13 protein-coding genes are annotated in these 14,423 nt (G+C 65.6%); 7 read left to right on the top strand and 6 right to left on the bottom strand.

What is annotated here, in order from left to right; all coding sequences use genetic code 11:
- Window positions 1-92 precede the first annotated feature (92 nt).
- Genes rimP through infB form a run of 4 tightly spaced genes read left to right on the top strand, consistent with a single transcriptional unit; the run spans window position 93 to window position 5,498 of the window.
- Complete coding sequence (gene rimP, locus ABIE57_RS02580) at window positions 93-668, top strand: ribosome maturation factor RimP (protein ID WP_354537435.1); 576 nt, start codon at window positions 93-95, stop codon at window positions 666-668.
- Window positions 669-672: 4 nt separating this feature from the next.
- On the top strand, window positions 673-2,358 hold the full coding sequence (nusA, locus tag ABIE57_RS02585; protein ID WP_354537436.1) for a transcription termination factor NusA: 1,686 nt from the start codon (window positions 673-675) through the stop codon (window positions 2,356-2,358).
- 23 nt (window positions 2,359-2,381) lie between these two features.
- Window positions 2,382-3,005 carry an RNA-binding protein gene (locus tag ABIE57_RS02590; protein WP_354537437.1) on the top strand — a complete coding sequence of 208 codons (624 nt, stop codon included), beginning with the start codon at window positions 2,382-2,384 and terminating at the stop codon, window positions 3,003-3,005.
- 6 nt (window positions 3,006-3,011) lie between these two features.
- The gene (gene infB / locus ABIE57_RS02595; protein WP_354537438.1) at window positions 3,012-5,498 is read left to right on the top strand and encodes a translation initiation factor IF-2; all 2,487 of its coding nucleotides are present in this window, start codon (window positions 3,012-3,014) and stop codon (window positions 5,496-5,498) included.
- A gap of 67 nt (window positions 5,499-5,565) precedes the next feature.
- On the opposite strand, the gene ABIE57_RS02600 is transcribed toward infB, so the two are convergent.
- The 5 genes from ABIE57_RS02600 to ABIE57_RS02620 form a co-directional block, all read right to left on the bottom strand.
- Entirely contained in the window at window positions 5,566-7,104 is a 1,539-nt protein-coding gene (locus ABIE57_RS02600) for an alanine/glycine:cation symporter family protein (protein WP_354537439.1), read from the bottom strand.
- Between the two features lie 26 nt (window positions 7,105-7,130).
- Window positions 7,131-7,565 carry a universal stress protein gene (locus ABIE57_RS02605; RefSeq protein ID WP_354537440.1) on the bottom strand — a complete coding sequence of 145 codons (435 nt, stop codon included), beginning with the start codon at window positions 7,563-7,565 and terminating at the stop codon, window positions 7,131-7,133.
- A 210-nt stretch (window positions 7,566-7,775) separates the two neighbouring features.
- Entirely contained in the window at window positions 7,776-9,146 is a 1,371-nt protein-coding gene (locus ABIE57_RS02610) for a glutamate--cysteine ligase (RefSeq protein ID WP_354537441.1), read from the bottom strand.
- 66 nt (window positions 9,147-9,212) lie between these two features.
- Window positions 9,213-9,734: a hypothetical protein gene (locus ABIE57_RS02615; RefSeq protein ID WP_354537442.1), complete on the bottom strand. Its 522-nt coding sequence runs from the start codon at window positions 9,732-9,734 to the stop codon at window positions 9,213-9,215.
- Complete coding sequence (locus ABIE57_RS02620; RefSeq protein WP_354537443.1) at window positions 9,731-10,456, bottom strand: 16S rRNA (uracil(1498)-N(3))-methyltransferase; 726 nt, start codon at window positions 10,454-10,456, stop codon at window positions 9,731-9,733. Before ABIE57_RS02620 ends, ABIE57_RS02615 begins: the two co-directional genes overlap by 4 nt.
- Before the next feature lie 11 nt (window positions 10,457-10,467).
- Here ABIE57_RS02620 and ubiA point away from each other — a divergent pair, with 11 nt between their 5' ends.
- The 3 genes from ubiA to ABIE57_RS02635 all read left to right on the top strand — a co-directional run bounded on the left by ubiA (window position 10,468) and on the right by ABIE57_RS02635 (window position 13,727).
- Window positions 10,468-11,430: a 4-hydroxybenzoate octaprenyltransferase gene (gene ubiA / locus ABIE57_RS02625; RefSeq protein WP_354537444.1), complete on the top strand. Its 963-nt coding sequence runs from the start codon at window positions 10,468-10,470 to the stop codon at window positions 11,428-11,430.
- Between the two features lie 61 nt (window positions 11,431-11,491).
- The gene (locus ABIE57_RS02630) at window positions 11,492-13,405 is read left to right on the top strand and encodes an OmpA family protein (RefSeq protein WP_354537445.1); all 1,914 of its coding nucleotides are present in this window, start codon (window positions 11,492-11,494) and stop codon (window positions 13,403-13,405) included.
- Window positions 13,392-13,727, top strand: a complete 336-nt coding sequence (locus tag ABIE57_RS02635) for a hypothetical protein (protein WP_354537446.1) — start codon at window positions 13,392-13,394, stop codon at window positions 13,725-13,727. The genes ABIE57_RS02630 and ABIE57_RS02635 overlap by 14 nt, the downstream gene beginning before the upstream one ends.
- Before the next feature lie 7 nt (window positions 13,728-13,734).
- On the opposite strand, the gene cuyB is transcribed toward ABIE57_RS02635, so the two are convergent.
- Window positions 13,735-14,415, bottom strand: coding sequence for a cysteate racemase (cuyB, locus tag ABIE57_RS02640; RefSeq protein WP_354537447.1), 681 nt, complete (start codon window positions 14,413-14,415; stop codon window positions 13,735-13,737).
- Window positions 14,416-14,423: the final 8 nt, after the last annotated feature.

Below are 14,423 nucleotides of genomic sequence, written 5' to 3' on the forward strand. Positions count from 1 at the left end.
TATGAACGTTCAACAGCGGCACCTCGGGGTCTCCGATGGTTCCACCGGGAAACAGGACGGGCCGCGCGCCCGTTTTTTTGTGCTTGGACGACATGACAAACGACCTCATCGCAAAGGCCGCCATTGACCGAAGGCTTGCCGAGATCATCACCCCGGTGATCGAGGACATGGGCTTCGAGCTTGTGCGCGTGCGCCTCATGGGCGGCAAGACCCATCTGCTTCAGATCATGGCCGACCGGCCCGAGGGCGGTATCGAGGTGGACGATTGCGCCGCGCTCAGCACCGCCATCAGCGCCGTCCTCGATGTGGAGGACCCCATCCTTGACGCCTACACGCTTGAGGTGTCGAGCCCCGGCATCGACCGGCCGCTGACCCGCCTCAAGGATTTCGAGGCCTTCGAGGGCTATGAGGCGCGGCTTGAGACCGCCGATCTGATCGACGGGCGCAAACGCTTCAAGGGCGTGCTCGCGGGGGTCGAGGGCAACGAGGTGCTGATCAATATCGAGGAAGGCACCATCGGCCTCGATTTCGATTGGCTGTCGGATGCCAAGCTGATCCTGACGGATGAATTGATCCGCGAGATGCTGCGCGCGCGCAAGGCCGCAGGCGTGATCGACGAGACGCAATATGACGAGATAGAAACCGAGAGCGGTTCCGAGGAGGACTGAGACCATGGCAATCACATCCGCCAACCAGCTTGAGCTGTTGCAGACCGCCGAGGCGGTGGCCCGCGAAAAGATGATCGACCCCGGCCTCGTGATCGAAGCCATGGAAGAGAGCCTCGCCCGCGCCGCCAAGAGCCGCTACGGCTCGGAAATGGACATCCATGTAAAGATCGACCGCAAGACGGGCCGCGCCGCCTTTACCCGCGTGCGCACCGTGGTTGCGGATGACGCGCTGGAGAATTATCAGGCCGAATTCACGCCTGAGCAGGCCAAGGCCTATTTCATCGCCGCAACGCCGGGGCGCGATGAGTTCTGGATGCGCGACGGCGTGCGCATCGACCCCGTTGAGGCGGGCACGCCGCAGGTGGGCGACACGTTCCACGAGGCCGTGCCGCCGGTGGAAATGGGCCGCATCGCCGCGCAGAGCGCCAAGCAGGTGATCCTGCAAAAGGTCCGCGAGGCCGAGCGCGACCGCCAATACGAGGCGTTCAAGGATCGCGCAGGCACCATCATCAACGGCGTGGTCAAGCGCGAGGAATACGGCAATATCATCGTCGAGCTTCAGGGCTATGGCGAGGCGGTTCTGCGTCGCAACGAAAAGATCGGCCGCGAGGCCTATCGTCCCGGCGAACGTCTGCGCGCCTATGTCAAGGATGTGCGCCGCGAGCAGCGCGGCCCGCAGATCTTCCTGTCGCGCACCGATCCGCAATTCATGGCCGAATTGTTCAAGATGGAAGTGCCCGAGATCTACGACAACATCATCGAGATCAAGGCTGTCGCCCGTGATCCCGGCAGCCGCGCCAAGATCGCCGTGATCAGCTATGACAGCTCGATCGACCCGGTCGGCGCCTGCGTGGGGATGCGCGGCAGCCGCGTTCAGGCCGTCGTGAACGAGCTTCAGGGCGAAAAGATCGACATCATCCCGTGGAACGAGGATCAGGCCACGTTCCTTGTCAACGCGCTGCAACCCGCCGAGGTGGCCAAGGTCGTGATCGACGAGGACGCGCAGCGCATCGAGGTGGTGGTGCCCGAGGATCAGCTTTCGCTTGCCATCGGGCGGCGCGGGCAGAACGTGCGACTGGCAAGCCAACTGACCGGGCTTGACATCGACATCGTGACCGAAGCGCAGGACAGCGAGCGTCGCCAGAAGGAATTCGAGGAGCGCACCAAACTGTTCATGGACACGCTCGATCTGGATGAGTTCTTTGCCCAGCTTCTGGTGGCCGAGGGGTTCACCAATCTCGAAGAGGTGGCTTATGTGGAGGTCGACGAACTTCTGGTCATCGACGGCGTGGACGAGGACACCGCCGGAGAGCTTCAGGCGCGCGCCCGCGACGTGATCGAGGCGCAGGCTGCGGCGGCGCTTGAGGAGGCGCGTGCCCTTGGGGTCGAGGACAGCCTGATCGGCTTCGAGGGGCTGACCCCCCAAATGGTGCTGGCGCTGGCCAAGGACGACGTCAAGACGCTGGAGGATTTCGCCACCTGCGCCGATTGGGAACTGGCCGGCGGCTGGACGACGGTAGAGGGCGCGCGCGTCAAGGATGACGGGATACTGGAGCCCTTCGACATCTCGCTGGAAGAGGCGCAGGACATGGTGATGACCGCCCGCGTGATGCTGGGCTGGGTGGACCCCGATGATCTTCTGCCCGAGACCGAAGCGGTCGAGGGCGGCGAAGAGGAGGCCGGGGCCTGATCCGTCAGGCTCCGGGGTCAGGCATGGGTCGCGGCGGGCACCCAAAGGATCGCGCGGACGGTCCCGAACGCAAGTGCATCGCCACGGGCGAGGTGCGCCCGAAATCGGCGCTCGTGCGCTTCGTGATCGGGCCTGATGGCGCGGTGGTGCCCGACATCGCGGCCAAGCTGCCGGGGCGTGGCATCTATGTGGTGCCGGACCGCGCCGCCATCGAGCGCGCGGCGACCAAGGGGCTTTTCGCGCGCGCCGCGAAACAGCCGGTGACGGTGCCCGAGGGGCTGGCCGCGCAGGTCGAGGCGCTGATCGCGCGCCGGGTGATCGACCTCATCAGCCTTGCGCGCAAGGGCGGGGGCGCGGTGGCCGGGTATGAGAAGGTCAAGGACCGGCTCGCGCGCGAAGAGGTGCGGGTTCTGCTTCAGGCCAGCGATGGCTCGGAGCGCGGCAAATCGGGCCTGAGCACGCCCGAAGGCGGCACCTATATCGGCTGGCTGACCGCCGACGAGCTTGGTCAGGCCTTCAGCCGTCAAACCACGATCCACGCCGTGCTGGGCTATGGAGGTTTGGCGCAACGTGTTGTAGAGGAGGCGGCAAGACTGAAAGGTCTGCGCGTCTCGGACGGCGGGACTGCCCGCCGGAAAGGAAAGTAAGAGCAAATGAGCGACAACGACGGAAAGAAACCCTTGGGTGTGCGTGGCGGTCCCCGTGCGGGGAACGTGAAGCAAAGCTTCAGCCATGGACGCACCAAGAACGTCGTGGTGGAAACCAAACGCAAGCGCGTGGTCGTGCCCAAGCCGGGCGCGTCCGTGGGCGTGGGCAGCTCACCCTCCGTCGCCGCCTCCGGGGCCACCAAGCGCCCTGCGGGGATTTCCGATGCCGAGCTTGAACGCCGGATGAAGGCACTCGCCGCCGCAAAGGCACGCGAGGCCGAGGATGCCATCCGCCGCGAGGCGGAGGAAAAGGCCCGCGAGGAAGACCGCCAGCGCCGCCGCGAAGAGGCCGAAGCCAAGGAGCGCGAGCAGCGCGAGGCCGAGGACCGCGCGCGCCAGAAAGCCGAGGAAGACGAGATCCGCGTGCGCGAGGCCGCCGAGGCCAAGGCACGCGAGAGCGCCCCCGCCCCCGCGCCCGATACCGGAGAGCGTCCCGGCCCGGCCAAGGGGCCGACCCCGGTTGCCCCGCGCCGCCGCGAAGAAGATGACCGCGACAATCGCCGCAACAAGAGCCGGACAGCAGGCGACGATGGCCGCCGCACCGGCAAGCTCACGCTCAATCAGGCGCTTGCGGGCGAAGGCGGTCGCCACAAATCCATGGCCGCGATGAAGCGCAAGCAGGAGCGTGCGCGTCAAAAGGCCATGGGCGGGATGCAGGAGCGCGAAAAGGTCGTGCGCGACGTGCAACTGCCCGAGGTGATCGTCGTTTCCGAGCTTGCCAACCGCATGGCCGAGCGCGTCGGCGACGTGGTCAAGTCGCTCATGCAGATGGGCATGATGGTGACGCAGAACGAACCGATCGACGCCGATACCGCCGAACTCATCATCGAGGAATTCGGCCACCGCATCGTGCGGGTCAGTGATTCGGATGTCGAGGACGTGATCGACGCGGTCGACGACAAGCCCGAGGATCTCAAGCCGCGCTCGCCCGTCATTACCATCATGGGCCATGTGGATCACGGCAAGACCTCGCTTCTCGATGCAATCCGCGATGCCAAGGTCGTCGCGGGCGAGGCCGGGGGCATCACCCAGCATATCGGGGCCTATCAGGTCACCACCGACAGCGGCACACTGCTCACCTTCCTCGACACGCCGGGCCACGCCGCCTTTACCTCGATGCGCGCACGCGGCGCGCATGTGACGGATATCGTCGTGCTGGTCGTGGCCGCCGATGATGCGGTGATGCCGCAGACCATCGAGGCCATCAACCACGCCAAGGCCGCAGGCGTCCCGATGATCGTGGCGATCAACAAGATCGACCTGCCCGCCGCCGATCCCGACAAGGTGCGCTCGGATCTTCTGCGCCACGAGGTCGTGGTCGAGAAGATGTCGGGCGACGTGCAGGATGTCGAGGTATCGGCCATGACCGGGCAGGGTCTTGACGAGTTGCTTGAGGCGATTGCGCTTCAGTCCGAGATCCTCGAGTTGAAGGCCAACCCGGATCGCGCCGCCGAAGGTGCCGTGATCGAGGCGCAGCTTGACGTGGGCCGTGGCCCTGTCGCCACCGTTCTGGTTCAGAAAGGCACGCTCAAGCAGGGCGATATCTTCGTCGTGGGCGAGCAATACGGCAAGGTGCGCGCGCTGGTCAACGACCGCGGCGAGCGTATCAAGGAAGCCGGCCCTTCGGCCCCGGTCGAAGTGCTGGGCCTCAACGGCACGCCCGAAGCAGGCGATGTGCTCAACGTCGTCGAGACCGAGGCGCAGGCCCGCGAGATCGCCAATTACCGCCACGAGAAGGCCAAGGAAAAGCGCGCCACCGCCGGTGCGGGCACCTCGCTCGAGCAGCTTCTGGCCAAGGCCAAGGAAGACGAGAACGTCAAGGAACTGCCGATTCTCGTCAAGGCCGACGTGCAGGGTTCTGCCGAGGCCATCGTTCAGGCGATGGAGAAGATCGGCAACGCGGAGGTGCGCGTGCGCGTGCTCCATTCGGGCGTCGGTGCGATCACCGAATCCGATATTGGCCTCGCCGAGGCCTCTGGCGCGCCGGTTCTGGGCTTCAACGTCCGGGCCAACGCGCCCGCGCGCAACAGCGCCAACCAGAAGGGTGTGGAGATCCGCTATTATTCGGTGATCTACGATCTGGTGGACGATGTGAAAGCGGCGGCAAGCGGCCTTCTGGGCAACGAGATCCGCGAGAAGTTCATCGGCTATGCCAAGGTCAAGGAGGTCTTCAAGGTCTCCAACGTGGGCCGGGTCGCGGGTTGTCTGGTTACCGAAGGCGTGGCGCGGCGCAGCGCGGGCGTGCGCCTGCTGCGCGACGACGTGGTGATCCACGAAGGCACGCTCAAGACGCTCAAGCGCTTCAAGGACGAGGTTGCCGAAGTGCAATCCGGTCAGGAATGCGGCATGGCCTTCGAGAATTACGACGATGTGCGCGAGGGCGACGTGATCGAGATCTTCGAGCGCGAGGAAATCACCCGCAGCCTTGCGTGATCCGATCGCGCCGTTACAAACGCCGAGGGCCGGGGATGATCCCCGGCCCTCGTCATTTTCACACTGATCAGTTGTATTTCTTGATTTCGCCGGATTTCAGGCGCGAAAGGTAGCTGTTCAACTCGCGCTTGACGATCGGCATCAGGAAATAAAGCCCGATGATGTTGACCACCGCCATGGCAAAGATCGCCGCATCCGAGAAGTCGATCACCGGCCCGAGATTGGCCGCGGCCCCGATCACCACGAAGATGCAGAAGATCACCTTGAACACCAGTTCCGTGGTCTGTCCCTCGCCGAAGAGGTAGGTCCAGGCCTTGAGGCCGTAATAGGACCAGCTGATCATCGTCGAGAAGGCGAACAGGATCACTGCAATGGCCAGAACATAGGGAAACCAGCTTATCGCGCTGCCGAAGGCCGCCGAGGTGAGGCCCACGCCCGAGGTGCCGCCGACGGTCTGGATCGCGGTGCCCGCCTCGTTGAGCAGGTAATTGCCATCCGGTCCCGCCACCAGTTGCCCGGTGATGATGATGACGAGCGCCGTCATCGTGCAGATCACCACCGTGTCGATGAACGGCTCCAGAAGCGACACCAGGCCCTCGGTCACCGGCTCCTTGGTGCGCACCGCCGCGTGGGCGATGGCCGCAGAGCCCACGCCCGCCTCGTTCGAGAAGGCCGCGCGCTTGAAGCCCTGGATCAGCGCGCCGACCATGCCGCCCGCGACGCCAAGCCCGGTAAAGGCCCCGGCAAAGATCTGTCCGAAGGCCCAGCCGATCTGATCGGCGTTCATCACGATGATGATCAGCGCCGTGCCGACATAGAGGATGCCCATGAACGGCACGACCTTTTCGGTCACCCGCGCGATGGACTTGATCCCGCCGACGATCACCGCGAACACGACGGCGGCAAAGATCACGCCCGTGATCCAGCCCGGATAGGCCCCGAGGATCCCCGAGATCTGCTGATGCGCCTGGTTGGCCTGAAACATGTTGCCGCCGCCAAGCGCGCCCAGGATGCAGAAGATCGAGAACAGCACGGCAAGGATCTTGCCCCCCGGCAGCCCACGCTCGGTGAACCCCTTCGACAGGTAATACATCGGTCCGCCCGACACGCGGCCATCGGGGTATTCGTTGCGGTATTTCACGCCCAATGTGCATTCGGTGAACTTCGACGCCATCCCCATGAGCCCGGCGAGGATCATCCAGAAGGTCGCGCCCGGGCCGCCAATGCTGACCGCAACGGCCACGCCGGCGATGTTGCCAAGACCAACGGTGCCGGAAAGTGCGGTGGCAAGCGCCTGGAAATGGCTCACCTCGCCCGCGTCATTGGGATCTGAATAGTCGCCCTTGACCAGCGAAATGGAATGGCCGACCGCGCGGAACTGGATGAACCCGAAATAAAGGGTAAAGACCGTCGCGCCGATCACCAGCCAGGCCACGATCCACGGGAATGTGGTGCCGGGAAAGTTGGAGAAGATGAGATTGACGAACCAGCCGGTCGAATCGGCGAAGATCCGGTTCACCGTCTCGTCGATGGATTGCGCCCGCGCCGGAGCGGCGGAGAGCGCCGCAAGCGCGGCAAACGCTGCGAAAATATTCTTTTGCTGCATTGTTTTTGTCCCTGTTGGTCTCGTTGTCATGGCACGATGGTGCAGGGCACCGGCGATGTCTGCACAAGCGCACCCGCGACCGAACCGAAGATCCGCGCCTCGAGCGCCGATTGCCCCTCGCGCCCGACGACGATCTGCACCGCGCCCATTTCGCTGGCGATCTTGCCCAGCAACTCGGCGGTGCTGCCGTAGCGGATCACCACCTCGACCGGCATCCCGGCGTCTTTCAGCTCGGCCACCACGGTCTTGTTGAGCATCTCCTCGGCGCGGGCCATCTCTTCGCGGCGGCGCTTGTGGCGCTCTTCCAGCTCGCTGGCACTCAGGAAGGAATACGGCGACCATTCAAGCACATGCGCGATCACGATCGTGCCGCCCTGCGCGCGGGCCCGCTCGACAGCGAATTCCAGCGCGCGCCGCGCCGACACGCTGCCGTCGTAGCCGACGACGAATTTATCGGACATTCTGGGGTCTCCCTCGTTTGTTTCGTCACCCGGGTCTTCAAGGCCCGGTATTCAAAACTAACAGGGATTCGCCTCACGATTTTCCCGGAATCGACCGTTTCGCAAGCCGAACGGATTGAAATGCTACAGATTAGTGACTTTCACGCAAGATTTTCCCTGAATCGGCCATTTTGCAGTTGCGGCATTGCGCCGCGCGGCCGCGAGTCGCGCTCAGTAACTGTAATCGGCATAGATGCGGCTCAGATCGCCTTGCCAGTCGCCGTGATAGCGGGCGAGAAGGTCATCGGCGGGGGTGCGGCCGCTCTCGACACTCTCGCGCAGCGCATCGAGAAAATGGGTCTCGTCGGGGATCATGCCGCCGCCACCGGGCCGCGCCCGCGCCTTGAGCCCGGCATGGGACAAGTCCAACACCTCGCGCGCGAGGCTGTGCATGTCGATGCCCCCCACCTTCGCCTGAAGCCCGTCCACGCTGGCCGCGACGCGCAGGTTGTCGCGGGTCTCGGCATCCCACGATTTGCACAGGTCCCAGGCGGCATCGAGCGTGGATTGGTCATACATCAGCCCGACCCAGAAGGCAGGCAGCGCACAAAGCCTGCGCCACGGGCCGCCATCGGCACCGCGCATCTCCATGAATTTCTTGATCCGCGCCTCGGGGAAAATGGTGGTGAGGTGATCGGCCCAATCGCTGAGCGTGGGTTTCTCACCCGGCAGGGCGGGCAACTCGCCGCGCAGGAAATCGCGGAAGCTTTGCCCCAAAGCGTCGATATACCGCCCGTCGCGGTAGACGAAATACATCGGCACATCGAGCGCATACTCTGCATAGGCCTCAAACCCGAAGCCCTCGTCAAAGACAAAGGGCAGCATCCCCGTGCGCGCCGCATCGAGGTCACGCCAGACACGCGCGCGCCAGGATTTGTGCCCGTTAGGCTTGCCCTCGAAAAAAGGTGAATTGGCGAAAAGCGCGGTGGCCACGGGTTGCAGCGCCAGCGCCACGCGGAATTTCTGCACCATGTCCGCCTCGGATGAGAAATCGAGATTGACCTGCACGGTGCAGGTGCGGCGCATCATGCTGCGGCCCATGGTGCCGACCTTTTGCATATAGCTGTCCATCAGCTTGTAACGGCCCTTGGGCATGAGCGGCATGTCGTCATGCATCCAGATCGGGGCTGCCCCAAGGCCGATAAAGCCCACCCCCACCTTGTCGGCGATGTCCTTGACGTCGCGCAGATGCTCGTTCACCTCGTCGCAGGTCTGATGGATGGTTTCCAGCGGCGCGCCGCTCAGTTCGAGTTGCCCGCCCGGCTCGAGGCTCACGTTCGCGCCGTCCTTTTCCAGCCCGATGAGGTGGCCCCCCTCCTCGACCGGGGTCCAGCCATGCCCGTCGCGCAGCCCCTCCAGCACGGCAAGGATCGAGCGCGGCCCCTCATAGGGCAGAGGCCGCAGCGTGTCCTTGCAATAGCCGAATTTCTCGTGCTCGGTGCCGATGCGCCAGTCGGATTTGGGTTTGCACCCGCTCGCCAGATACTCGGCAAGCTGGCTTTGATGCTCGATCGGCCCGCCGCCGGATTGGGGAATGGACATGCTCGGGTCTCCTGAACGGCGTGCGTTTTTGTCGGGGGCCAGAGTTGGCGGTATTCCGCGCGGGTGTCAATGCAGCCTTGGGTAGGATGTCGAACGCATGTGCCGCTGCCAGAGCGTCTCGGGCGCGGGGCCGGGGCGGCGCATCCGCGCCAGCATATGCTCGGTGCGCAGGCCGGGAAGCGCGGCGAAGGCATCGAAAAGCGCCTCCGCCCCTTCGGCATCGAGCGGAATACGCAATGCGGGCTGACCCGGTTGGCTGAGCACCCAATGCGGCCCCTCGGGATCGAGGCCCAGCGCGGTGATCTCCGACAGTGCCACTGCGCCGCCGGTGACAGGGCCGAGATAGGCAATCAGCCCCTCATCCACCACCACCACCCCCGGCCCGCCCGCACCGCGGCGAAACCGCACCCGCTGCACCCCGGCGAGGCCAAGCGCGGCGGCCGCGGCCAGCAACGCCCAGCCCAGCCATGCCAGGAGGCCAAAGCCGGTGAGCGCCCACCACAGGCCAAGCGCGGCCAGACCAAGCGCCACCAGCACCTCGCGCCAGCGGCGCAGGGTATGGGACGCGCCGGGGCGCACAAGGCTCATCCCCAGTCCCCGCAACTCAGTTGCCAGAGCGTGAGCGCGGCAACGGCGGCGGTATCGGCGCGCAGGATGCGCGGCCCCAGGCTGATGGCATGGGCCTGCGGCAAGGCGTGGAGGCGCGCGCGCTCGGCCCCGGAAAATCCACCTTCGGGGCCGATCAGCACGGCCCACGCACCGCCGGTGCCACCGGGCAAGGCGGGCGCGGTGCCCACAAGCGCCTCGTCACAAAACATCAGGTGCCGGTCCTCGGGCCAGTCCACAAGCAGCCGGTCAAGGCGCGTGAGATCGGCCACCTCGGGCACGAAAGTGCCGCCACATTGCTCGGCGGCCTCGACGGCGTGGGCCTGAAGCCGGTCCTGCCGGATACGCTCGGAATTGGTGAAATCGGTCTGCACCGGCAAGATGCGCGCGGCCCCCATCTCCGCGGCTTTCTCGACGATGAAATCGGTGCGCGCTTTCTTGATCGGGGCAAAGATCAGCCACAGGTCGGGCGGGTTGCGCTGCGGTGCAGTCTGCGCCTCGCAGCGCAACAGCCCGGCCCGCTTGCCTGCCTCGGCCACCACCGCGCGCCATTCGCCGTCGCGCCCGTTGAACACGCGCACTCCGTCCCCCGGCCCCAGCCGCATCACCCCGAAGAGGTAATGCGCCTGCGGCTGGCTCAGAGGAAGGGTTTGCCCTTCCCCCAGCGGGTGCTCTAGATAAAGCCTGATCTTGTCCCCTGTCATGAGGCCAGCATATGAGCGAGGGAAACCGGACACCAGAGGCGACAAAGGCCGTCGCCGATGCCTATGCGGGCAACTGGGTGGACCGCTGCGCCCCCGAGGCCACGCGCCCCTACCTCCGGCTCAGCCGCGCCGACCGGCCTATCGGCACGTGGCTGTTGCTGTTGCCGTGCTGGTGGGGGCTGTTGCTGGCGATGCTGGCAGACGGGCGCGCGGGCTGGCATGACGCGTGGATATTCGCGGGCTGCGGCATCGGCGCGGTGCTGATGCGCGGGGCGGGCTGCACCTGGAACGACATCACCGACCGCGACATCGACGGCTCTGTGGCGCGCACCGCCCTGCGGCCCATCCCTTCGGGACAGGTGCGCGTGCGCGGCGCGCTTCTTTGGATGGGGGCGCAGGCGCTGGTGGCGTTCCTGATCCTGCTCACGTTCAACACGGCGGCGATTGCGCTTGGCGTGCTCGCGCTTTTGCCGGTGGCGGTCTATCCCTTCGCCAAGCGGTTTACGTGGTGGCCGCAGGTATTTCTTGGCCTTGCGTTCAACTGGGGCGCGCTACTGGCTTGGACCGCGCATTCGGGGCGGCTGGAGGTGCCATCGGTGGTGCTCTATCTCGCCGGGATCGCCTGGACGCTTTTCTATGACACGATCTATGCCCATCAGGATGCCGAGGATGACGCGCTCATCGGGGTGAAATCCACGGCACGGCTTTTTGGCGAGAATTCTCCGCGCTGGCTGCGGCGGTTTCTGGTGGCGACGGTGGCGCTCATGGCGGTGGCGATCATTCTGGCAGGCCCGCCGAACCCCGTGGCGCTCATGCTTGCGCTTGGCGGGGTCTGGGCGATGGGATGGCACATGCACTGGCAGTTGCGCAGGCTCAGGCTCGACGATACCGCGCGCCTCCTGCATCTTTTCCGCTCCAACCGCGATGCAGGGCTTCTGCCTGTGCTGTTTTTCGCCGGTGCGCTTCTGGTCTGATTGCGCTTGGCCGGACGCGCGCCTAAGACGGGGCGTGTTTCAACGACCAAGGCCGCTGCTCATGCGCCTCTCCACCCTCTTGACCATCGGCGGGACGTTTCTCGGGGCGGGCGTGCTCTGTGTCGTGGCCGCAGGCTTTGCCGTGAGCGCGATCGAGGACGGCTCCCGCAGCGCGGTGCGCGACGCGCTCGACGCGCGCGGCATGCACTGGGCCGAGGTCGGCACCGACGGGCTTCAGGTATTTTTGGCCGGCACCGCGCCAAGCGAGGCCGCGCGCTTTGCCGCGCTCTCGGTGGCGGGGTCGGTGGTGGACGCGGCGCGCGTGCTCGATCAGACCGTGGTGGCAGAGGGCGAGGTGCTCGCCACGCCACAATTTGCCATCGAGATCCTGCGCAACGAGCGGGGAATTTCCCTGATCGGTCTCGTGCCTGCGACCCTCGACCGGCAAAAGTTCATGGAAGATATTGCCGAGGCGACCAATGGCGCGCCGGTGGCCGATCTGCTCGATGCCGCCGATTATCCCGCGCCCGCCACATGGCGGCCCGCGCTGCGCTATGCCGTGCGCTCGCTCGGGCTTTTGCCGCGGAGCAAGATTTCCGTGACCGCCGAGCGCGTCGAGATCACCGCAATGGTGGACAGCGCCGCCGAGAAGAACCGGGTCGAGATCGATCTGGCCCGCCGCCCCCCCGAGAATGTCGTGCTTGCGCTCGACATCTCCGCCCCCCGCCCGGTGATCACGCCTTTTACCCTGCGCTTTGTGATCGACGAGCGCGGCGCGCGCTTCGATGCGTGCTCTGCCGATACCGACGAGGCGCGCGACCGCATCCTGCGCGCGGCCGGGCGCGTCGGGCTGAGCGCGCGCGCGGAATGTGTCGTGGGCATGGGCGTGCCGACACCGCAATGGGCGCGCGCCGCCGAAGAGGCGATTGCCGCACTGGCAAAGCTGGGCGCGGGCAGTGTAACCTTCACCGATGCCGATATTGCGCTGCTGGCCGAGGCGGGGACCGATCAGGTCCTCTTTGATGATGTGGTGGGCGCGCTCGAGGTGGCCTTGCCCGAGGTGTTCGCGCTCGATGCCACGCTGCCGCCGCTGCCGGACGCAAGCGCGCCGCTGGCACCCGAATTCATCGCCACGCTCTCGCCCGAAGGGCAGGTGCTGTTGCGCGGGCGCGTGGACAGCGAACGGATGCGCGAGACGGTCACGAGTTTTGCGCGCGCCCGGTTTTCCTCCGGTGCCGTGCACACGACGGCGCGGGTGGCCGAGGGGTTGCCACGCGATTGGCCGATGCGGGTGCTTCTGGCGCTTGAGGCGCTTAGCCACCTCGAGAACGGCGCCGTGACCGTCACCCCCGAGCGGCTGGACATAACGGGCAAGACCGGGCGCAAATCCGCCGGATCCGAGATTGCGCAGCTGCTGGCCGACCGCCTTGACGGAACCGAGAAATTTTCCATCGACGTGACCTATCAGAAAAAACTTGATCCATTGGCAAGCCTGCCCACCCCAGAGGAATGCGAGACGCAGGTCGCCGAGGTGCAGAGCGCGCAGAAGATCGGCTTCGAGCCGGGCTCGGCCAGGATCGACAGCGCAGGGGCCGTGATCCTCGATGCCATCGCCGACATCCTCAAGGCCTGTGGCGAGATCCGCATGGAAATCGGCGGCCATACCGACAGCCAGGGCCGCGAGGAAATGAACGGACAATTGAGCCTCGAGCGCGCGCGCGCGGTGCTCGATGAATTGCGCCTGCGCCGCGTGTTGACATCCATGATCGACGCGAAAGGCTATGGCGAGAGCCGCCCGATTGCCGATAACGACACCGAAGAGGGGCGCGAGACCAATCGTCGGATCGAATTTCGGGTGATTCGCCCCGAGCCCGTGGCCGAGGTGCAGACAGGGCTTGAAAGCCTCGAGGATACGGGGGAAGAAGGCGCAGTCGGCACGGACAGTCAGGACCCATCCGCGGATGAACAGAACTGAATTCATCATCGCCACGGCCATCGTGCTTTTCGTGGCGTTCTGCATGGGCTGGTTCGCGAACTGGCTGGTGCATCGCTTCGTGCGGGTGCAGGCGTCGGATGTGGGAGAGTTGGAGCGGCTGGCGCAGGAACTGCACGAGGCCGAGGAAACCCGCGATCAGGCCATCACCTATCTGCAACAGCGCGAGGCCGAACTGACCAATCAGCTCAGCCAGGCGGAGGCGGAATTGTCGGCCACCATGGAGGGACTGCGCGAAGCCCGCTACGAGGCCGAGCATCTGCGATTGCATCTCGAAAAGGTCGCGGGCCGCGCGGCGGAATAGACCGGCCTCAGCCTTGGGCAAAATCCACAATTGCGGATGTCAGGCAATCGAGGCTGTCGGTCCTCGAAACCCCCTCGGGCAGCGCATCGGTCATCAGCGACAATTCGGTGCAGGCGATGAGCAGGTGATCGGCCCCCTGTGACAAAAGCGCCTCGGCCTCGGCCCGGAGACGGGGGCGCAAAGGGCCGAGCGGCGTGCCGCCCTTGACGGCGCGGATAATTCCCAGAAGCGCCGCGTCGTCATCGAGAAAGACGGGTGTCAGACCACGGGTGGCGAAAGGCGCGTCGAACACCCCCGCCAGCCGCGTTGCGGGCGAGGCCAGCATCCCCACGCGCCGCGCGCCGCTCTGCGTCAGATGCGCGGCGGTCAGATCCAGCATGTCGAGAAAGGGCAGGTCGGACGCGGCGCGGATCGCGGGCGCATAATGGTGGGCCGTGTTGCAGGGCATGGCGAGGGCCTTTGCGCCGCCTGCGGCCAGATCGCGTGCCATCCGGGCAAGCGTCGGGCCGGGATCGTCTCCGCCGCCCTCGATCAGCGCCTTGATGCGGCTCGGCACCTGCGGGTTCTGATGGACAAGAAGCGGCACGTGATCCGCGTCGTCGTGCGCGGGCACCGCAGCCAGCACCTTTTGCATCAGCAGGATGGTGGCCTCGGGTCCCATGCCGCCAAGAATCCCGACTGTCTTCATGCGCGTGT

Source organism: Roseovarius sp. MBR-6 (assembly GCF_040547525.1).
GTDB lineage: Bacteria > Pseudomonadota > Alphaproteobacteria > Rhodobacterales > Rhodobacteraceae > Roseovarius.